The 19572-nt window shown below is 63.8% G+C and carries 23 protein-coding genes; 14 read left to right on the forward strand and 9 right to left on the reverse strand.

The window, feature by feature from the left end; all coding sequences use genetic code 11:
• Positions 1 to 12: 12 nt before the first annotated feature.
• On the forward strand, positions 13 to 921 hold the full coding sequence (locus F7Q96_RS14780) for a DMT family transporter (RefSeq protein WP_151022891.1): 909 nt from the start codon (positions 13 to 15) through the stop codon (positions 919 to 921).
• Complete coding sequence (locus F7Q96_RS14785) at positions 921 to 1628, forward strand: alpha/beta fold hydrolase (RefSeq protein WP_053822826.1); 708 nt, start codon at positions 921 to 923, stop codon at positions 1626 to 1628. The genes F7Q96_RS14780 and F7Q96_RS14785 overlap by 1 nt, the downstream gene beginning before the upstream one ends.
• 235 nt (positions 1629 to 1863) lie before the next feature.
• Here F7Q96_RS14785 and F7Q96_RS14790 read toward each other — a convergent pair whose 3' ends face one another.
• From F7Q96_RS14790 to F7Q96_RS14805, 4 genes are read right to left on the reverse strand one after another with little or no spacing between them, the layout of a single operon-like run.
• The gene (locus tag F7Q96_RS14790) at positions 1864 to 2733 is read right to left on the reverse strand and encodes an alpha/beta fold hydrolase (RefSeq protein ID WP_053823241.1); all 870 of its coding nucleotides are present in this window, start codon (positions 2731 to 2733) and stop codon (positions 1864 to 1866) included.
• Between the two features lie 2 nt (positions 2734 to 2735).
• Positions 2736 to 4103, reverse strand: coding sequence for an MFS transporter (locus tag F7Q96_RS14795; protein ID WP_053822825.1), 1368 nt, complete (start codon positions 4101 to 4103; stop codon positions 2736 to 2738).
• Positions 4104 to 4141: 38 nt separating this feature from the next.
• The gene (locus F7Q96_RS14800; RefSeq protein ID WP_082371574.1) at positions 4142 to 5005 is read right to left on the reverse strand and encodes an alpha/beta fold hydrolase; all 864 of its coding nucleotides are present in this window, start codon (positions 5003 to 5005) and stop codon (positions 4142 to 4144) included.
• Between the two features lie 13 nt (positions 5006 to 5018).
• The gene (locus F7Q96_RS14805; protein WP_053822823.1) at positions 5019 to 5849 is read right to left on the reverse strand and encodes a sugar phosphate isomerase/epimerase family protein; all 831 of its coding nucleotides are present in this window, start codon (positions 5847 to 5849) and stop codon (positions 5019 to 5021) included.
• 242 nt (positions 5850 to 6091) lie between these two features.
• Here F7Q96_RS14805 and F7Q96_RS14810 point away from each other — a divergent pair, with 242 nt between their 5' ends.
• The gene (locus F7Q96_RS14810) at positions 6092 to 6877 is read left to right on the forward strand and encodes an IclR family transcriptional regulator (RefSeq protein WP_053822822.1); all 786 of its coding nucleotides are present in this window, start codon (positions 6092 to 6094) and stop codon (positions 6875 to 6877) included.
• 3 nt (positions 6878 to 6880) lie between these two features.
• On the opposite strand, the gene F7Q96_RS14815 is transcribed toward F7Q96_RS14810, so the two are convergent.
• The 3 genes from F7Q96_RS14815 to F7Q96_RS14825 form a co-directional block, all read right to left on the reverse strand.
• A complete protein-coding gene (locus F7Q96_RS14815) occupies positions 6881 to 7957 on the reverse strand; it encodes a maleylacetate reductase (RefSeq protein WP_053822821.1) in 1077 nt (358 codons plus the stop codon).
• Positions 7954 to 8790 carry an intradiol ring-cleavage dioxygenase gene (locus F7Q96_RS14820; RefSeq protein WP_053822820.1) on the reverse strand — a complete coding sequence of 279 codons (837 nt, stop codon included), beginning with the start codon at positions 8788 to 8790 and terminating at the stop codon, positions 7954 to 7956. The genes F7Q96_RS14815 and F7Q96_RS14820 overlap by 4 nt, the downstream gene beginning before the upstream one ends.
• Before the next feature lie 79 nt (positions 8791 to 8869).
• On the reverse strand, positions 8870 to 9475 hold the full coding sequence (locus F7Q96_RS14825; RefSeq protein WP_053822819.1) for a nuclear transport factor 2 family protein: 606 nt from the start codon (positions 9473 to 9475) through the stop codon (positions 8870 to 8872).
• Between the two features lie 198 nt (positions 9476 to 9673).
• Here F7Q96_RS14825 and F7Q96_RS14830 point away from each other — a divergent pair, with 198 nt between their 5' ends.
• The 7 genes from F7Q96_RS14830 (at position 9674) to F7Q96_RS14860 (ending at position 15795) form a co-directional block, all read left to right on the forward strand.
• Positions 9674 to 10519 carry a shikimate dehydrogenase family protein gene (locus tag F7Q96_RS14830; RefSeq protein WP_151022893.1) on the forward strand — a complete coding sequence of 282 codons (846 nt, stop codon included), beginning with the start codon at positions 9674 to 9676 and terminating at the stop codon, positions 10517 to 10519.
• A 141-nt stretch (positions 10520 to 10660) separates the two neighbouring features.
• On the forward strand, positions 10661 to 11035 hold the full coding sequence (locus F7Q96_RS14835; protein ID WP_053822818.1) for a VOC family protein: 375 nt from the start codon (positions 10661 to 10663) through the stop codon (positions 11033 to 11035).
• A 41-nt stretch (positions 11036 to 11076) separates the two neighbouring features.
• Positions 11077 to 11766 carry a helix-turn-helix transcriptional regulator gene (locus F7Q96_RS14840; RefSeq protein ID WP_053822817.1) on the forward strand — a complete coding sequence of 230 codons (690 nt, stop codon included), beginning with the start codon at positions 11077 to 11079 and terminating at the stop codon, positions 11764 to 11766.
• Positions 11767 to 11973: 207 nt separating this feature from the next.
• The gene (locus F7Q96_RS14845; protein WP_053822816.1) at positions 11974 to 12669 is read left to right on the forward strand and encodes an MOSC domain-containing protein; all 696 of its coding nucleotides are present in this window, start codon (positions 11974 to 11976) and stop codon (positions 12667 to 12669) included.
• 102 nt (positions 12670 to 12771) lie between these two features.
• Positions 12772 to 13170 (forward strand): alternative ribosome rescue aminoacyl-tRNA hydrolase ArfB, encoded by a 399-nt coding sequence (gene arfB, locus F7Q96_RS14850; RefSeq protein WP_053822815.1) that lies wholly within the window; start codon positions 12772 to 12774, stop codon positions 13168 to 13170.
• Positions 13171 to 13444: 274 nt separating this feature from the next.
• Positions 13445 to 14647: an MFS transporter gene (locus F7Q96_RS14855; protein ID WP_170265873.1), complete on the forward strand. Its 1203-nt coding sequence runs from the start codon at positions 13445 to 13447 to the stop codon at positions 14645 to 14647.
• A gap of 74 nt (positions 14648 to 14721) precedes the next feature.
• Positions 14722 to 15795 (forward strand): GlxA family transcriptional regulator, encoded by a 1074-nt coding sequence (locus tag F7Q96_RS14860; protein WP_053822814.1) that lies wholly within the window; start codon positions 14722 to 14724, stop codon positions 15793 to 15795.
• A gap of 30 nt (positions 15796 to 15825) precedes the next feature.
• Here F7Q96_RS14860 and htpX read toward each other — a convergent pair whose 3' ends face one another.
• Entirely contained in the window at positions 15826 to 16704 is an 879-nt protein-coding gene (gene htpX / locus F7Q96_RS14865; protein ID WP_053822813.1) for a protease HtpX, read from the reverse strand.
• 101 nt (positions 16705 to 16805) lie between these two features.
• Entirely contained in the window at positions 16806 to 17249 is a 444-nt protein-coding gene (locus tag F7Q96_RS14870; RefSeq protein WP_053822812.1) for a hypothetical protein, read from the reverse strand.
• Positions 17250 to 17489: 240 nt separating this feature from the next.
• On the opposite strand from F7Q96_RS14870, the gene F7Q96_RS14875 reads away from it, so the two are divergent.
• The 4 genes from F7Q96_RS14875 (at position 17490) to F7Q96_RS14890 (ending at position 19539) form a co-directional block, all read left to right on the forward strand.
• A complete protein-coding gene (locus F7Q96_RS14875; RefSeq protein WP_053822811.1) occupies positions 17490 to 17933 on the forward strand; it encodes a Cd(II)/Pb(II)-responsive transcriptional regulator in 444 nt (147 codons plus the stop codon).
• 166 nt (positions 17934 to 18099) lie between these two features.
• Positions 18100 to 18318 (forward strand): hypothetical protein, encoded by a 219-nt coding sequence (locus F7Q96_RS14880; RefSeq protein WP_053822810.1) that lies wholly within the window; start codon positions 18100 to 18102, stop codon positions 18316 to 18318.
• A gap of 201 nt (positions 18319 to 18519) precedes the next feature.
• Complete coding sequence (rnk, locus tag F7Q96_RS14885; protein WP_053822809.1) at positions 18520 to 18939, forward strand: nucleoside diphosphate kinase regulator; 420 nt, start codon at positions 18520 to 18522, stop codon at positions 18937 to 18939.
• 246 nt (positions 18940 to 19185) lie between these two features.
• Positions 19186 to 19539 carry a hypothetical protein gene (locus F7Q96_RS14890; protein WP_053822808.1) on the forward strand — a complete coding sequence of 118 codons (354 nt, stop codon included), beginning with the start codon at positions 19186 to 19188 and terminating at the stop codon, positions 19537 to 19539.
• Positions 19540 to 19572 lie beyond the last annotated feature (33 nt).

Raw genomic sequence — 19572 nt, forward strand, 5'->3', positions numbered from 1 at the left:
GGTGCGTCCTCCATGTCCTTGATGCAAGTCGCTTGCGCAATACTGGTTCCTCTGCTCTGGGGCTATCAATACGTGCCGATCAAGATCGGACTTTCCGAATTCCCACCGCTCTTTTTTCTCGGCCTCCGTTTTATTGCGATGGCCCTATTGTTGGTTCCGTTTGTTGCCCGGCCGACGCGACAACAGTTGGTTTCAATCGTGAAGGTATCGATCTTTGTCAGCACCCTGAATTTCGGCCTGATGTATACCGGCCTTGGACTGGGGACGGCGACTCATGCGGCGGTTGTGTACCAGCTCTCGACCCCCTTCATCATTCTTCTATCGTGGCCGATGCTGGGTGAGCGGCCTTCGTTGCGCACGGTACTGGGCATACTGACGGCCTTTGTCGGCGTCGTTCTTGCGAGCGGCGGTCGAATATCGGGAGATTCGATTGCCATTCTGTTTATTGCCCTGGCCGCGTTCGCCTATGCGTTGGGAAACGTGATGACCAAGCGGTATGGGCTAAACGACCCGCTGATGCTGCTAGCGTGGATGTCACTATTCACCATCCCGACAACGCTGCTCGGTTCATTGATGTTGGAGCACGGTCAACTGGAGGCCTTTCGCGCGGCCGATCTCCAGGGGTGGATGTCGCTCGCTTACACCGTTCTGATCGGCGGCATTGCCGGATTCGGCATGTGGTTCTGGCTGATTTCGCAATGCACGATGAGCCGCGTTGCGCCGTTCAGTCTCCTGATGCCGGTGTTCGGAGTCCTATCGAGCGTGCTGTTTCTTGGTGAGCAGTTAAGCATGATGTTGATCATCGGTGCAGTTCTCACCCTCATCGGCGTGGCTGTCTCTCAACGCACGACCGCGCCGCCCTACGCCGAACAGGCAACTCGGTCGCACCAAAACTCAACTCAACAACAGAAGGTCCATTGATGGCAACATTCGTTCTGGTTCACGGCGCATTTCAAGGTGGCTGGGTCTGGGCGCGAGTGGCACAGAAACTCCGGCTCGCGGGTCACGATGCTTACACGCCGACCCTCACCGGGCTCGGCGAGCGAGCACACCTGGCAAATCGGGCAATCGATCTCGACACGCATATTCGCGATATCGTCAATGTGATCGAATACGAAGAGCTGAACGACGTGATCCTGTGCGGCCATTCGTATGGCGGCCTGGTCATCACCGGCGTGGCAGGGGAAATTGGCCACCGCATTCGCACGCTCTTCTACCTCGATGCGTATGCGCCGTCGGAAGGCGAGTCACTGTTGTCGATCAACGGGGCAGCAATGACGGAGGCCGTCATTGCCCAGGCCAGCTCGAATAACGGAATGATCGCGCCGATCCCGGCTGCTGCATTCAATGTGAATGCCGCGGACGCGTCCTGGGTCGATTCGAAGTCCGTTGCCCAACCGCTGGAAACGTTCGTCCAGCCGGTTCGCTTCGGTGCGGACTCCGTTCCGGTTGCCAACCGTACATTCGTTTACGCGACGGCCAACGGCGGCGACTGGTTTGCATCAACGTACGCGCGTCTGCGCGACGATCCACGGTGGAACGTGCATACAGTGGAATGCGGCCACAACGTGATGCTGGACAAGCCGGAAGAACTGGTGCCCATGTTGCTGGCCCAGGTTCCCGCGTAAAACCAATACAGTGGTGGTGCGGGCGGTCGAGGTCGCAAGTCGGTCGGCCAATAGAAATTCGCACCGCTTCTGGCTCTCAGGGCGACCTTGATCTCCCGGATTGGCGAAGGCCAGCGGCCATACCGGGAATCCCGATCCCATCGCCTGACGGGCCGATGTCACGAAAGGGCTTCCCGAGAAATCAGGAAGCCCTTTTGTTGAACGCCGCCGCGCCAGGCATGTCGGCGGACTGGTTTCAGGTTCGCGTCACGAATTCGCTAACTGCTGTGGCGAATCCGACGGGCTGCTCCTCGGGAACGTAATGACCACAGTCGTTAATGATGACACCCGACACGTCGGTCGCCGCACGCTTGAGCGTCTGCATCGAAGATTCGCCATAACCCCACTGTGCGCCGATGGCCAGCGCAGGCATCGGAAGCGGTGTAGTGCTCCAGATGGCGCTGTCTCGCCGGTCGAGCGGAATCGTCCGGTAATAGTCGAAGGAGCAGCGCAAGGCTCCGGGCCGAGCCAGCGCCTGAGCGTAGACCTTGACGTCATCCTCGCTGACCGACTCGGGATCGAATACGCCAACGGTTTCACGGCGCATGAAGTGGTTCACGAACAGGTATTCTCGACCTTGCACGAGCGCTTCCGAAATATCGCCTGCCATATTGAAGCCGAAGTGCCAGCTGCCGCCACGCGCGACGTCCATCGCCTCTTCCTGGCCAAAACAAGGAAGACTGCTTTCGCAGAAGACGAAGTGGCTGACCTCTTCCGGCCACTGCGCAGCGTAGGCATACCCGACGTGTCCACCCACATCGTGACCGACGAGCGCGACCTTCTTGATGCCCAGTGCCTCGATCAAGTCGTGGATGCGTCGAGCAACAGTCTTTTTGTCAAAACCGGAACTTGGTTTCGAGGAATCGCCAAAACCAGGAAGGTCCGGTGCGATGACATCGAACTGCTGACTGAGCAGCGGCACGACTCGCCGCCACGCCCAGGAAGTTTGTGGCCAACCATGCAGCAGTAGCACGGTTTGCTTCGCGTTCGCCGCGGTGCTGCGACGATAGGCCAGGCGTACATCGTGCAGACGATGAGAGCGAACCTGAATGTTTTCTGGGGACATCTTCATTCTCCTACGAAACCGGCAGCAGCATTGTCGATCGGCAAGTGGGCGTGCCCGGCTGCGAAAAGACTTTTGATGGAAATGGCGATCATGCCGAGCGCCATCGGCACACAAAGCGCAGCGAACACTGCGTTGAAACTCCAGCCAGTCGAAAGCAGGACGCCGCCGATAGCCGCGCCAGTGATGGCCCCAAATCGACCGATGCCCTGCTCCCAGCTGGTACCCGTGGCACGCACCGAGGTCGGATAAAAACGCGCGGCCAGAGCGACATAGCCGACGTTCAGGCTGTTCATGCAATAACCCATCAGCGCGACCAGCACGCTGGTAGTCACGAACGTGCGCTCCGTAGCGCAGATGGCCAGCGCACATAGCCCCGCGGCCAGGTGCGTTGCAGCGAGCACCTTGTGCGGTGAATTGCGGTCCATGAACCAACCGACAGCCAGTGAACCCAATGCGCCGCCTACCTGGCCGAACGTCGCGACCAGCGATGCGTCACGCAGGCTCATACCTGAGTCCTTGATCATCAGCGGCAGCCAACTGTTGATCAGGTAGAGCGTAAAGAGCGTTGCGAACACTCCTGACCAGAGGCACAGGGTTCCGACAACATACTGGCGCCCGACGATGATCGCCACCTTGCCTTTATCGCTATTCCGAATGTCATCCGAAACGAAGGTCACACCTTCACGCACGACATCCGGTGCGATCTTGCGCATGATGTTCTTGACCATCGATTTCTTGTCGGGACGTGTGGCCAGGAACCGGATCGATTCCGGAAGAGCAAAAAGCATCACGATGCCGAATGCAATGGGCAGTACGCCACCGGCAACGAGCACGGCGCGCCAACCCGATACTTCGATAAGGTAGTTGCTGACCACGCCACCGATGCCGCCACCGATAGCAAAGCCTGAATACACAAACGTGATCAGAAGATTCCGGTGCTTCGCCGGTGCAAATTCCGCTACCAGCGTAGCGGTGTTCGGCATGGAAGCTCCCAGACCAAGACCGGTCAGAAACCTCAGCAGCGCGAGCGTCCACAGATCGGTCGAGAAAGCCGAAGCGAGACTGAAGAAGCCGAACAAGAACACTGAGGACACGACGACTGTCTTTCTGCCGACCCGGTCGCCAATCGGACCTGCTGTGAGGGCACCAATGGCAAGACCGAAAAGACCGCTCATGAAAACCGGCGACAGTTCACCGGGCGCTATCTTCCAATCCTCCACCAGCGCGGGCGCGATGAAACCCACAGACGTGGTGTCCAGTCCGTCCAGCATCAGCACCAGCAAGCCCAATAGAACCACGCGGATTTGAAAGCGGCTTAGCGGCCTGCTGTCGAGGACCGTCTTGATGTCGATTTCTGATTCGGATTTCATTGAAATGTCTCCTTCGTTCTTTTTTAACTTTGTGCCCGTCAGCCGCAAAATTGGAACATTGCATCGATGAAGTATTCAGGCTGTTCTTCTGCAATGAAGTGTCCTGATCCCGGTACGGATACGGTTTTCACGTTCGCCGAAACCGCTGCAAGTCGTTGACCGACGCGTTCGGCCCAGCGCTTTTCCCCACCCATTCCGAGCACTGGAAGATCTGCAGGCAGCGGTCCGGCGTTGCGGTTGTCGACGACGTCCTGCGGGAACTGACGGTACATTTCCATCGCACATCGGAATGCCCCCGGGTGCCGGTATGCATCGACATACTCGGTCATATCCTGAGGCGCGATAGCACCGCGACGGAATGCCTGGTGATTGATAAACGAACTGATGTACGCGTGTTCGCGGCCACCGACGATCAGCGCTTCGGGCAGATCACGCTTTTGATGAAACGCGAAGTGCCAGACATGCGGGTCGGACACGACCTGATCCCAGTCCCCGATGCCTGGAATGGTCACGTCCATGACGGTCAGCGATCGCGCCGGATGCTGAGTGGCATAAGCATAGGCAACCATCCCGCCGATATCGTGACCCACCAGATGCGCCGGGCCCGCCTGCAGGCTCTCGACGAGCGCATGAAGGTCAGCAGCGAGTTCGCGTTTCGTATAGCCGCCTGCAGGCTTGTCCGACAGACCAACGCCCCTGAGGTCCGGCGCAATGACCGTGTACCGCTCGCCCAGTCCGGCGAGGACACGGTGCCAGCACCACCAGTTTTGCGGGAACCCGTGGATCAGCAGCATCAACGGTGCGGTACGCGGTTCGCGGCCACCAAGCACGTAGTGCAGATTCACCCCATTCACGATGGCGGCTTGATGCTCGAACGACGCTGGTAGTTGAACAGTGGTCATGGCGATATCTCCTTTACTTCGGATAATTGGCGGCGATGTGTTTGAGCGCTTCGGCAGACGCGTTCAAATCGTCGATCGGCGTCGACGAAATGATTTCGAGAACAGGGCTTGCCGAGATTCCCGCATTTCTTACAACGTCCATGATTTCCTGGAAGGGCACGGTGCCAAGGCCGATGCGGTCATGACGCCACCGGGTGCGCGTGCCGTCAGAAAGGTGGAATTGCCCGATGCGATTGCCTGCCCGCTTGATCGCCTCGGCCTGATTTTCCCCAACGAATTCGGCGTTCGACACGTCGTAGGCAATCAGGAGTCTTTCGTCAGGCAGTTGATCCAGGAACGACAGCATTGTCTCGGTCGTGGGGATCGGCGTTTGCGGGTGAAGCTCAACGAAGATCTTCTGGTCCAGGTCCTCTGCGACACGGAGAAGCTGCTCCAGGCTGTCGCGAAGGCGAAGCGCCGTATCGGTGCTCGACGGAGGGAAAAGCGAGGACACCCGGCCAGGGACCACAACCGTGGCCTTCGCACCGAGGTCGGACCCGAGCTGCATCGTGCGCGTGTAGACCTCGATCGAGTAGCGCCGGAATTCATCGACACAACTCACCAGGTTCAGATCGAGCGCCGGAAGGTTCAGCGATTCGATGCGAAGACCTTCGGTGCGAAGGCTATTGGCCAGAATCCTTCTTTCGCCGCTCGAGAGCGCATCGGGCCAAAGATGGCCAGGGACGACGAGAACGTCGAAATCATTGAGGTCACACGCCTGCATTTTCCGCATGGCAGCCAGTGCAGTGTCTTGCCACATGAATGAAAAAGTGCTGCCACCAAATCCTCGTGTGAGTGGTTCCATCTGATCCTCGTGATTGTGTTGAGACGGTCGAGACGCGCGCGCACACGCTGCCTCAACCGTAAGGTTTGTCATCCTATCGCGCTCGGGTTTCCTATGCGGAACTCATCGTCCCATCGGGTCATTCATCCGGACTGCACCTTTTGTCGCTGCTTTCAACGCAGCGCTTAAAGCAGGCTGTCTTGACATTTTGAACACATCCGATAGTATTGTTCCCATATGGAAACAGCAGAAAACATCAGACTATGCCTGCAAACACAACGTCCGGTACGGCGGCAAGTACCGTAAAGTCAGCCGACCGTACTCTCGACCTCCTGGAACTTCTTGCTCAATGGGGCCGGGAGATGTCCCATGCCGAGATAGCCGAAGCGCTCGACATTCCAAAAAGCAGCCTGACCAAGCTCATCCGCAATCTCACGCAGCGCGGCTATCTTCGTTTGGTTCCCGAGACGCGCGGCTACCGGCTCGGAGACGCAATCCTCAAGCTCGCGCAGCAATCGAACCAGACGCGCAGCTTGATCGCGTGTGCGGAACCTGTCCTGGCCGACATCACGCAGCAGACTTCCGAGTCGTGCGCTCTTAACCAGCTCAAGGGCGACCAGATAGAAGTCGTCGCCACGGTCATCAGTCAACAGCGTCTCCAATCTCATATGCGTCTTGGCGATCTTGCGCCGCTTTATGCGGTGTCAGGCGGCAAGGCCATACTTGCCTACCTTCCGGACCAGATGCGCGATGAATACCTGCGCTCACTGACGTTCGAACGCTTCACCAAGAACACCATGTCCACCAAGAAAGCGTTGCTCGCGACGCTGGAAGATGTACGCAAGCAAGGATTCGCGACTTCCAGCGAAGAGTTCACGCCGGGCGTCTTTGGTATTGGCGTACCTATCCTGTCGGCAAACGGATTTCCACTGGGATCATTGAATATCGCGATGCCGACAGTACGTTATTCGACCGAAGTCTGTGAACGCGCGGTTGCCATCCTCAAGGCCGCAGCAGCAAGAATCCAGCGTCAGTATTTCGGCGGTTGAACGTCATTCAGGCCGATTACCTTCGTAAGCGTTCCACAGCAGCTTTTCAATATCTCCGCGCACGCTCTCGTCGATCGTGCGTGGATTCCAATACGGCGCGTTCAACACAAGGTCGACAGCGTTGCTGATATCGGCGCCGGTCATGGCACTGATGTCTTTCAAAGCCATCTTGATGCCATTGGCCTTGGCAAGGTCGAACAGTCCTGCCGCCGCACTCTCGCTGGTGCCCAATGCGCGCCGAATACGTTGACACGCTTCCCCGATGGCCGGTGTATTGAACGCAATGGCGTGCGGCAGGATCAGCGCGTGCACTTCGGCATGCGGAAGATTGAACGTACCGCCAAGCGTGTGGCACAGCTTGTGGTGCAGCGCCATCCCGACGTTGCCCAATACCGAGCCGCACAGCCACGTCCCGTACAGCGCATCACCACGTGCGTCCTCGTTGTGCGGATTGGCACGAATGAGCGGCATCGACGACGCCAGCGCACGGATACCCTCTTCAGCCATGAGACTGATCACCGGATTTCCATCACGCGCGTATAGGCCTTCTGCTGCGTGCGCAATCGCGTTGACAGCGCTCGCCATGCTCAGATCGACCGGCAGGCCGACCGTCAGATCCGGATCGTAGATGACCGTCTTCGGCAAGACGCGCAGATCCTTGCCGGTACGCTTGAGGTTGTTTTCGGTCATGCCCCAGATCGGCGTCATTTCGCTGCCAGCGTACGTCGTGGGCACCGCAATGATGGGGAGCGCCGTCTGGAGCGCCATCGCCTTCGCAAGGCCGATGGTCGATCCGCCGCCAATCGCGATCAGGCCGTCAGCGTTGAGCGCCTGCGCGAGCTCCACTGCCTTCCTGACAACCTCGACCGGCACGTGCATCACTGCTTCGGTGAATACGCCTGCCGCGCGATCCCTGCCCAGAGTTTCAGCCACATTCAATGCCCATGAGGCTTGCTGCGGCGTCGATAGGACGATGGCCCTGCGGATGTGCAGCGCAGCGACTTCTTCACCCAGCGACGCTACGCCCCGGCGGCGAAAGACGACTCGGCCTGGCTGGCCCGTGTAGACGAAATCCTTCATTGTGAATCCGGGGCCGGGTTGAGCACAAAGTCATATTCGACGACATAGGAGCCGTCGTCCTGCCGTTTCCAGTCGGCGATCAACGACTGGCGCACGCCGAATACGGCATCGGAGTCCAGGTACGGATCGTCGCTGCGGAAGACGTGCGTGACCAACGTTTGATAGCCTGGCGCTTGGACCATGAAATGCAGATGCGCAGGCCGCCACGGATGACGGCCCATTGCCTTCAGCAAATCGCCGACGGGGCCATCGTGCGGAATCGCATAAGGCACGGCCAGAATCGACTTGAAGTCGTAACGGCCCTCGGCGTCCGAATGCAGAATGCCGCGCGCGCGAGCTTCACCGTCTGGGTGTTGCACGTCGTACAGTCCATCCTCGTCGGACTGCCACACGTCGAGGCTCGCCCCTGCAATCGGTTCGCCGTGCAGACCGCGAACCGTGCCACGAACCACGCACGGAATACCACGCGCACCGCACGAGATGTCCGCGCCGAGCTCGAAATGCGGGGCACCATCGACGTGAAACGGGCCGAATACAGTGGCTTCCGTGCATTGCGCGGGCTTGTCGTTGTTCATGGCAACGGTGAGCATGGACAGGCCGAGCACGTCGGACAGCAGGATGAACTCCTGACGCTTGTCGTCGGTGATGTGACCGACGCGGGTCAGGAACTCGATGCCTTGCGTCCATTCGGCTTCGGTCAGCTTCACTTCACGGGCGAAATCGTGCAGGTGCTGCACGAGACTCGTCATGATGACTTTCAGACGCGGACTCGGCGTGTTCTTCTGCCGCTCCAAGACGGCGTCAGTGATCGTTTCGGCGTTGAGGTTGCGCATGTTTGCCTTCCAATATTTCGAATCGTGAACGGCTGCGCGGAAGCCGTCCGATAGCGGTGCGCCGGTGCCGCACAGTGCCTTAGCGCGCCAGCTCGCCGCCTGCGAGCCAGTCAGCGCCGCGGCGATACAGGTCTTGCACGCCGTCACCGTTCAACATGGGCATGTCCATCTTTACGTCGTAGCCAAGGCCGCACTGGATATAGGCCAGATGGCGGTAGCCTTCCGGCATCCGGGCGAGGCGTTCGGGGTCAAACACAGGCGCTTCGTTGGGGTTGATCGGATCGACGCGATCCTTTTCGTAGATCGGCTGGCGGTGCAGCATCTTCCACGCACCTTGGTGCTTGACCATGAAGTCGTAGAAACGGCCCGTGCACAGCACATCGCACGAAACGCCTTCGACCATGCCGCGCTGGGAGATCGTCATCTTGGTTTGTGCAATAGCGCGGTCACCGTTGACATCGATAGACGAGCCGCCCAGGAAATGCAGGATCGAAACGCCCTTCGCCCAACCTTCCTTCGTCACGCGAATAAATTCCGAGAACGAACCTTGGAACCACGTAGCCATCATCACGCCATCCGGATGCCAGACGCTCGCGAAACGCTCCCAGTCGCCGGCATCGCGCCAGACAGCCCAGTTCTCAATTACCTCGCGGATGGCCAGGCGCTCAATCATCGGATCGTTCATCGAGATTTCCAGTTTATGAGGGGGAACACGTTTACATAGTGATTCCTAGGCGGGAACGAGTCAAGCTAATTTTCGTCCGTCGTTCACAGATGGAAACTGCGCGATGAAAACGCATTGACGGACGAAGCTGGGGTTTTTACAATGGCTGGGATGTCCTATGCAGGAACATGTTCCCATTCATATCACAGCAGGATTGACATGACCCAAGAGAAACGAGTGCCCGACACTCCAGTGAACGCGCTGACGCGTCTGTTTTTCATCCTGGGTTCGCCCATCGGGCACGTTAAGGCGCCCGAGGTATGGAGCACGCTGATGCGGCGATACGGTGTGAACGCGCTGATGCTGCCGGCAGACGTTTCGCCGTCGAATTTCGATGCCGCGTTGACCGGCATCAAGCTCACCGAGAACTTTGACGGCGCGATCTTCACAATGCCGCACAAGGTCGTCGCGATGAACCACGTGGACGTTGTGACGGAACGCGCGCAGCGTATCGGAGCCCTGAATCTCATGCGAAGACGTGCGGACGGTCGCTGGGAAGGGGACAACGTCGACGGCGCGGGTTTTCTCGCGGGCTTGCAGGCAGATGGCGTCAACATCGATGGGGCCAACGTGCACCTGAACGGTTGTGGCGGCGTTGGCCGGTGCATTGCATGGACGCTCGCGATGGAGAACATTGCGAGCCTCAATATTCACGACATCGATCGATCACGCGCGCGGGAGCTGGCAGATTCGATCGCCGCCGTATCCGCGGCGCGGGTGACTACCGGTTTGACCTCGTTGGCTGGAGTCGATATTGCGATCAATGCCTCTCCCATCGGACTGCAGCACAGCGACCCGTTGCCGTTCTCCGTTGAGGAACTGCCGTCGCATGCAGTCGTTTGCGACGTGATCATGGAGCCCTTCCTTACCGCGTTGCTCGCGTCTGCGCAGCGCCGTGGACTCCACGTTCATCACGGGCGCAACATGATGAATCACGCCATGCCCATTGCCGCCGAGTTTTTCGGCTTGCCGTCGTCGTTCGACTGGAATGGCGAGGCGCTGTAGGGCAAGCGCCGAGGGATGGTCGACACGGGGGGCTGCACCGGCAACTTCCGTAACCAGCCCTCCGCCATCCTCCTGACACCACGCTGTCAGCAGCCCCCTCGCAAACTGCGGTCTCCCTTCAACGACCACCGAGGTGGCATCATGCAAAACGTTCTGATCAACTGGCTGGAAATTCCCGTCGTCGACATGGGTCGGGCTGTGCAGTTTTACGAGCGGGTATTCGAGACGAAGCTGCGGCGGGAAACGATGAGCGAGATCGACATGGCAATCTTTCCGCATTCCCATTCCGGTGGCGCGCTGGTGGCCGGCGAGGGCTTCAAGCCGAGTACCGAGGGAAGCTTGCCTTATCTGCATACGCCAGCGCTCAACGACTTGCTGGGCCGAGTTGCCGCGGCCGGGGGCAAGACCGTCTTTGGTCCGATGGAGCTGCCGGACGAGATCGGCCGGATCGCCCATATCATCGACAGCGAAGGCAACAAGATCGGCCTGCACGAGCCCGTGCCGGCCAACCGCTGATCCTGGCCAGACTGGCCTGACTGACCCCCTCACTCACGCCGATGAGCCGCCGCGCCGACCGCCTGTTCCAGATCGTCCAGGTCCTGCGCGGCCGCCGCCTGACCACCGCGGCGCTGCTGGCGCAGCGGCTGGGCGTGTCGGAGCGGACGGTCTATCGCGATATCCAGGCGCTGTCGATCTCCGGCGTGCCGATCGAAGGCGAGGCCGGGATCGGCTATCGGCTGCGGGCGGACTTCGATGTGCCGCCGTTGATGTTCTCCGGCATCGAGGTCGAGGCGCTGGTGGCTGGCCTCCGGATGCTGAAGGCCTGGGGCGGCGGCGCGCTCGCCGCCGCGGCCGATCCGGCGCTGGAGAAGCTGGTGGCGGCGCTGCCACCGACGCGCCGGTTGTCGGCGCAGCAGAGCCGGGTCTTCGCGCCGGCCTATATGCACGACAGCAAGGTTCGCGAGGCCTTCGACGTCGTCCACGGCGCCATGGGCGAGCAGCGGCTGCTGCGGCTCGATTACTGCGACGCGCAGCAGCGGCTCACGGAACGCGTGGTGCAGCCGCTGGGCCTGTTCTTCTGGGGCAATGTCTGGCTGCTGGCCGCCTGGTGCACCGCGCGCGAGGACTATCGCAGCTTTCGCCTGGATCGCTGCCGGGCGATCCGCATGCTCGACGACCGTTTCCACGAGACGCCCGACCGTTCGCTGAACGGCTTCCTGAAAGCCGTCAAGGCGACCGGTTACTGAGGGGCATGCGGAGCCCCGGCAGCGTTCTCCACCAGACGCCCGACCGCTCGCTGGACGGCTTGCTGAAGGCGGCGAAGGCCACCGCTTGCTGAGGAGCGTGCCGTACCCCGGCAGCCTTCCTGTGTTCGGCGCTACACTTGCCGGCTCGATGCACGCCGGCGTCCCGCCGGCGTCGACCCATATCCATCCCGTTCAGGAGAGATAGCCGTGAGCCCGTCCCAGGTCACGATCCGCGAGGTATTGACCGGCACCGCCAAGCCTTATGGCGGGCCCGGCAAGCCCGGCAAGCAGAGCGCGATCGACAAGCATCCCGTCGGCGCTCCCGTCGCGGTGGGTACGCTGGGGCTGCAAGGCGACGAACAGGGTGACCGCCGCATCCATGGCGGGCCGGAGAAGGCGGTCCATTGCTACCCGTGGCAGCACTACGCCACATGGCGGCAGGACATCGGCCCGTTGCCGGTGCTGGAACGCGCCGGCGCGTTCGGCGAGAACCTGAGCTGGGCCGGCGGCGACGAGCAAGACGTCTGCCTCGGCGACGTGTGGCGGATCGGCTCGGTGACCCTGGAGCTGTCGCAGCCGCGGCAGCCGTGCTGGAAGCTGAACGTGCGGTTCGGCCGCGACGACATGTCGGCGCTGGTGCAGCAGAGCCTGCGTATCGGCTGGTATTTCCGCGTGCTGGAGCCGGGCAAGCTGCAGGCCGGCGATGCCGCGGTGCTGCTGGAGCGGCCGCATGCCGACTGGTCGGTGGCGCGGCTGGCCGGCCTGGTGCGCGACCGCGAGACCGATCCGGAACTGCTGGATGCGGTGCTGGCGTTGCCGCTGGTCGATTCGTGGCGGCGCCTGTTCGAGCGCCGCCGACAGAGCGGGGCAATCGAGGACTGGACCCCAAGACTGCGGGGATAGCCGAGCGCATCGCGGAGTCCGGCCGCTCCGGCCGCCGGAACTTTGCCCAACGCGCGGCGGACTGACCTTGAAGCGCGCCGTCACGCCCCCAGTTGACCGACCATGCCCGTCGCCATCCCCCACCACGAATACCAGATCACCGCGATCCGCGCCCAGGGGGCGGGCGGGCAGAACATCAACAAGGTGTCGAACGCGGTGCATCTGCGCTTCGATGTCCGCGCGTCCTCGCTGGCCGACGACCACAAGCAGCGCCTGCTGCAGCTGCACGACCATCGCATCACGCGCGATGGCGTCGTCGTGATCAAGGCGCAGCAGCACCGCAGTCTCGAACTGAACCGCGACGAAGCGGTCCGGCGGCTGCACGAGCTGGTCGACAGCGTGGCGGTGCCGCCGCCGGTGCGTCGACCGACGCGGCCGACGTTCGCGTCGAAGCTGCGGCGGCTGGAAGGCAAGACGCAGCGCAGCCAGATCAAGGCCTTGCGCGGCCGGGTGGCGGAGTAGGGTGGCGGCGCGCCCCTTCGCCCTCTCGTCTTCTCGTCCCGGGACCTGCGCCGCTCGCACCGCGGCGCCCTCGCATCCCTCGCATCCCTCGCACCCCTCGTCCTCTCGTCCTCTCGTCCTCTCGTCCTCTCGTCCTCTCGTCCTCTCGTCCCCTCGCACCCCTGGTCCGGCCGCTTGGCAGAAATCCACGGATCGTTGTCCGAAGGCCAGGCAACGGGACTCTTAAGCTCGGTGGCATCCCCGCGAACGACAGGAAATGCCGAGGAAAGTCCCGATGAAGCCGATGTCCCCGATGTCTCATGCCCGCGTGCTGGCGATCTGCCAGGCGCTGTTCACGTCCGCCCTGTCGGTCGACCTGACGCTGACCGGACTGGTCGGCTACACGCTGGCGCCCGACAAGGCGCTGGCCACCGTGCCGTTCGCACTGATCACGGTCGCATCGGCGGTCACCGCGATCGCGGCGGCCTTTCTGATCGAGCGGCTCGGGCGGCGGCTGGCCTTCTGCCTCGGCGGGATCGCCTGCACCGCGGGCGGCCTGATCTCGGTCTGGGCCATCGCCCATCACGATTTCCTGGCCTTCTGCGCCGGCACCGCGCTGGTCGGCGTGTTCCAGGCCTTTGCGCGCTTCTATCGGCTGGCCGCCGCCGATGCCGCGCCGGCCGCCGACAAGCCGCGTGCGATCTCGGCCGTGCTGACGGGCGGCGTGGTGGCCGCGGTCTGCGGACCGGCCATTGCCGCCTGGTCGACCGACCTGATGAGCCCGCTGCCGTTCGCCGGTTCCTATGCCGTGGTGGCGGCCTTCGGCGTGGCGACGGTGCTGCTGCTGGCGTTTGCCTATCGCGAGCCGCCTCCGCCGCCGGCCGGCAGCAATCCGGATTCGCAGTTGCCCGCGCGTCCGCTCGGCCAGATCGTGCGCCAGCCGGTGTTCCTGGCGGCCTTCGCCAACAACGGCATCGGCAACGCGGTGATGATGTTCGTGATGACGGCCACGCCGATCGCCGCGGTCGCCTGCAACCACACGATCGCGCAGGGCGCGCAGATCATCGAATGGCATCTGGTCGGCATGTACGCGCCATCCTTCGTGTCGGGCTGGCTGCTGCAGCGCTTTGGCAATCCGGCGATGCTGATGGCCGGCATCGGGCTGTCGGCGCTGTCCAGCGTGATCGCGCTGGCCTCGACCTCTCTGCCCGCGTTCTATGCCGCGCTGCTTTGCCTGGGCGTGGGCTGGAATTTCATGTTCGTCGGCGGCACGACCCTGCTGACCAGCAGCTATCGCGATGCGGAGCGGGCGCGGACGCAGGCGGTGGCCGAGTTCTCGACCGCGGTGCTGACCGCCGCCGCGACGCTGGCGGCGGGCCAGATCCTGCACCACTACGGCTGGGATGCGGTGAACCTGGCGGCCTTGCCGGCGCTGGCCGTGGCGCTGCTGATCACGCTGGGCTGGCAGCGGCGCAGCCGGGCGCTCGCACCGGTATGATCGGCCGCATACCGGCCTTTACGCTCGCCTTGGCGAGAACCTTGCCCCGTTCGCCAACCAAGCCCACCAAGCCCATGCCCAGCCATCTGCATTCCGTCTCGGACACGCCACGCGTGGTGTTGATCGTCGCCCCGGACCCGGCGCAGGAGCTCGACGTCACCGGCCCCACGGCGGTGTTCGGGCAGGCCAACCGGCTGTCCGGGCGGCCCAATGCGCCCTATCTGATCCGCATCGCCAGCGTCAGCGACGACGCGGTGATCCGCACCGAGAGCGGCATCCGGCTGCTGGCCGACGCGCCGTTCCACCGCATCGCCGAGACGCTGCCGGGCCCGGTGGACACGCTGCTGCTGGCGGGCGGCGCCGGCCATGCGGCGGCGGCCGACAATGCCGCGCTGATCCACTGGCTGCGCGAGATGGCGCCAAAGGTGCGCCGGCTCGGCGCGGTCTGTACCGGCGCCTTCGTGCTGGCGCGCACCGGGCTGCTCGATACGCAGCGCGCCACCACGCACTGGCGCCATGCCGAGAAACTGGCGCGGCGGCATCCGCGCGTGATGGTCGATGCCGATCCGATCTGGATCCAGGCCGGGCGCCTGTACACCTCGGCCGGCGTCACCGCGGGCATGGACCTGTCGCTGGCGCTGGTCGAGGACGATCTGGGGCACGCGGTCTCGCTGGCGGTGGCGCGCGAACTGGTGCTGTTCCTGCGGCGGCCGGGCAGCCAGGCGCAGTTCTCCAGCGCGCTGCAGGCGCAGGCGGCGCAGAGTCCGGAACTGAGGGAGTTGCAGGGATGGATTGCCGACCATCTGGACGCGGACCTGTCGGTCGGCGCGCTGGCCGAGCGTGTGTCGATGAGCCCGCGCAATTTCGCGCGGGTGTTCGCGCGGCAGGTGGGGCAGACGCCGGCCCGCTACGTCGAGACGCAGCGGGTCGAGGCGGCGCGGCGGATGCTCGAACAGAGCGACCGCCGGCTGGAAACGGTGGCGCGCATCGCGGGATTCGGCAGTGCCGACGGCATGCGGCAGGCCTTTCTGCGCCATCTGCGCACCACGCCGGAACGCTATCGCGCCGCGTTCCGTGCGCAGTCCACGCAATTGCAGATGCAGACGCAGACCGGGGCGCCGCGGGAACCGGTGAACGCGGCCGCGTGATGTGGCCGCGGCCGGTCCCGTGGACCGGCTTTAGCGGGTGCCTTGCAGCGCCGCGATGCGGGCCTCGATCGGCGGATGGCTGGAGAACAGCGCCATCCCCGACTTGCCGCCCGAGATGCCCATCGCCTGCATGTTCTGCGGCAGGCCGTCGGCTTCCATGCCGCCCAGGCGGCGCAGCGCCGCGACCATCGGCGACGGCGTGCCCATCAGGCGCGCGGCGCCGGCGTCGGCGCGGAATTCGCGATAACGCGAGAACGCGGCGACGATGATGCTGGCGAGGATGCCGAACACGATTTCGCAGACGATCACCGTGACCATGTAGCCGATGCCGGGGCCGCTCGACTCCTCGTCGTTACGGCGCAGCATCGAGTCGACGAAGTAGCCGACCACGCGGGCGAGGAAGATCACGAAGGTGTTCACCACGCCCTGGATCAGCGTCAGCGTCACCATGTCGCCGTTGGCCACGTGCGCGACTTCGTGCGCCAGCACGGCTTCGGCCTCTTCGCGCGACATGCTCTGCAGCAGGCCGGTCGACACCGCCACCAGCGAGCTGTTCTTGGTCGCACCGGTGGCGAAGGCATTGGGCTCGCCCTCATAGATGGCGACCTCGGGCATCGGCAGGCCGGCGCGCTGCGCCAGCTTCTCGACGGTCTGCACCAGCCACAGCTCGGTGCTGGTGCTCGGATGGGTGATCACCTGCGCGCCGGTCGACCATTTGGCAATGGTCTTGGACATCAGCAGCGAAATGAAGGCGCCGCCGAAGCCCATCAGCGCGGCGAAGGCGAGCAGCGTGCCCAGGTTCAGGCCATTGGCGGTCAGGAAGCGGTTCACCCCGAGCAGGCTCGCGGTGATGCTGAGCACGATCATGACGGCGAGGTTGGTCGCCAGGAAAAGCAGGACGCGTTTCATCTTGGTTCAGTCAACAGGGAAAAAAGCGCGGACAGGGCCGCATGGCGAAGGCCCGCGAGCCATCGCGGGGCTTCGGGTTCGGGATCGGCGGATGGCCGGGGTCAGCCGCGCGGCGGGCGCGGCAGCAGTGGCAGGTCGGGTTCGGGCAGCCGCAGCGCGGCGTAGGCGGGCGGGCCGGTGCGGCCGCCGGCGTCCGTCATCGCGGGCGCCGAGGGAAGCAGCAGTTGTTCGGCCAGATCGGCGCCGGACGGCGCGGCTTCGCCGGCATCGGCGAACGGGGACGGCGCGGGGGCGCCACAGTCCGATGCGGGGTCGGCGCTGGTGCTCGACCAATCGGAAGCGCCGGCCAGCACCGTGTCGATGGTTGCGGCGACATCGATCGCTCTGGCGGCCTCGACCGATTCGATCGCATGCACGGCCGCGCCGCCCGCGGGCATGCCGGCGCCTGCCCAGCCATGCAGCGGCAGCAGGGCAAGCAGCAGCGGCAACAGCGACAGCCGGAGCAGCCGCTGCAGCGATCGCACGAAGGTGGCGGAGCGCAGCACGAGGTTCCCGTGGGGTATCGAAAGCAATCCGGGCCAGCTTCTCGGGCCGACCCGGTTGAGCGATTCTACCCGAGATGCGAACGCGTCATTCGTGGTCCTGCCAACGGCATCCCGTGTCGACCCCGCGAAGCCGGCGACCCGGCGGCTCGTGCGACTCGGCCCGATCCGCTCGCCGCAAGGCGCACCGCGCTGAACTACACTGGCCCTTGAAAACCCTGTAACTGCTACAAGGTAAGGTGCATGAGAATCGGAGAACTCGCCCGCCAGTCGGGCTGCGACGTGGAGACGATCCGCTACTACGAGCGCGAAGGGCTGCTCGATGCGCCCCAGCGGGAGGACAACGGCTATCGCCGTTACGGCGACGCGCATCTGGTGCAGTTGAACTTCGTGCGGCACTGCCGCTCGCTGGGCATGAGCCTGTCCGACGTGCGCCGGCTGCGCGATTTCGCGCGCGATCCGAGCGCGGCCTGCGACGGCATCAATTCGCTGCTGGACCGGCAGATCGAGCAGATCCACGCCCAGCGGCTCGCGCTGGAGGCGCTGGAGAGCCAGCTGCGGGCGCTGCGGCATACCTGCGAGGAAGGTCACCGCGCCAGCGAATGCGGCATCCTGCAGAACCTGCAGCAGGCGGCAGGCGGTGGACCCTGCGAGTGCCACCGCACCGAAGCCGGCCACCCGCACTGAGCCGCGGCGGTCCGGGGGCGCGCCGCTTTGCCGGTGCTGTGCTAGCATCCCGATAACCGGTCACGCGATTCGTCGCGTCCGCTTTTTTTTTGTGCAGCCGGTTTTAGTTTCCGAACTACGACCTTCGGGGCCGCGGCCACGGAGCCGCATCCCCAAACCGAACCCAATGCCGATGTTCGCTCGCCGCTTCGTCTCGTTCGCCCAGGCCCGCCGCCTTGCCCGGCTGGCCGGCGTGCGCGTGGCGCGGCAGATCGCGAACGCGGCCCGGATGCGCGCACCGCTGATGCGCGCACCGCGCATGGCGGCCGGTCTGGCCGCCGTCCCTTCCCGCCGGATCACGCGCCGAATCTCCGCCCCGCTTGATCCCGCCCGGTTCCCAGCCTAGCCGCACCGCAGTCGCGCCGGGCCAGCCGAACCGGGCCCGAGCCTCCTTTTCCGGATCGTTTTCCCGCCACGCGCGCCGCTCGCAGTAGCCGCACGCCGGGCGCCCACCGGCACCATCGCCGCACGGACGCCGATCCGGCCGAATCCAACAGACAAGCAAGACCAGCGCGCCGAGCGGCGCGCCAGCCATACAGGAGCCGCCATGACCGTATCCGCTTCGCTGCAGCCCACGCTGTACCTGACCGAACTCGACGTGACCCGACTGGAGCGCATCGCCAGCCGGGCCCCGGCCAACGGCATCGCCGAGATGCTGGACGACATCCTGGCCCGCGCGGCGATCGTGCCGCCCGAGGCGATCCCGCAGGACGTGGTGACGATGAACTCGTCGGTGCGCTGCGCGCTGGAAGGCGACCCCGTGCCGCGCCAGTGGACGCTGGTGTACCCGGACAACGCCGATTTCGAGGCGGGCCGGATTTCGGTGTTCTCGCCGGTGGGCCAGGCGCTGCTGGGCGCCCGTGCCGGCGAGACGGTCAGCTACCGTCTGCCCGATGGCCGCGAGCAGCGCGTGACGGTGCTGGAGCTGTCCTACCAGCCCGAGGCCAACGGCCAGTTCACGCTGTAGTCCGGGCTGCAGCCTGGGCTGCAGTTCAGCCGAAAGGGCCGGCGGCCCGTGCCGCGGCGCCGCGCGGGGCGCCGCTGATTCCGCCACGTTGTCGTTTCACGGCGCACAACTCACCGTTCGTCGCAGGCCCATTTGTGGCCGCAGGACCAGGGACTAACCTTCAACCCGTGCTCACATGGCGACATAGATCGCTCAGGGGCAGCAGGCAGCTGACACACAAATAAAGCTCAGTTGAAGGAGTCCCAAATGATCACCAGCCGTATCATCGGCGGCGCATTGGCCGCCATCGTGGCTGCGACCTCGGCGGTCGCCGTGGCCGCGCCCGCCACCTCGAGCAAGGTCGGCAAGTTCGACGTCTATGCCGATGCGCTGCGCGCCGGCAAGTTCAACACCTTCACCGACGGCGCCCGTCAGGGCAAGTTCGATACCTTCAGCGAAGGCGCCCGCCAGGGCAAGTTCGATCCCTATAGCGAAGGGACCCGGCAGGGCCAGTTCGACAGCTTCAGCGAAGGCGCCCGTGCGCCGAGCGGCGAGATTGCCGCGAGCTCGCTGGACAACGCCCGCAGCGGCGACGGCTCGCTGTACGGCTATCGCGTCTGACCCGCGTCTGACGCCGGACCGGCGCCGCGTGCC

Origin of the sequence: Cupriavidus gilardii (genome assembly GCF_008801915.1) — a bacterium.
Lineage (GTDB): Bacteria > Pseudomonadota > Gammaproteobacteria > Burkholderiales > Burkholderiaceae > Cupriavidus > Cupriavidus gilardii.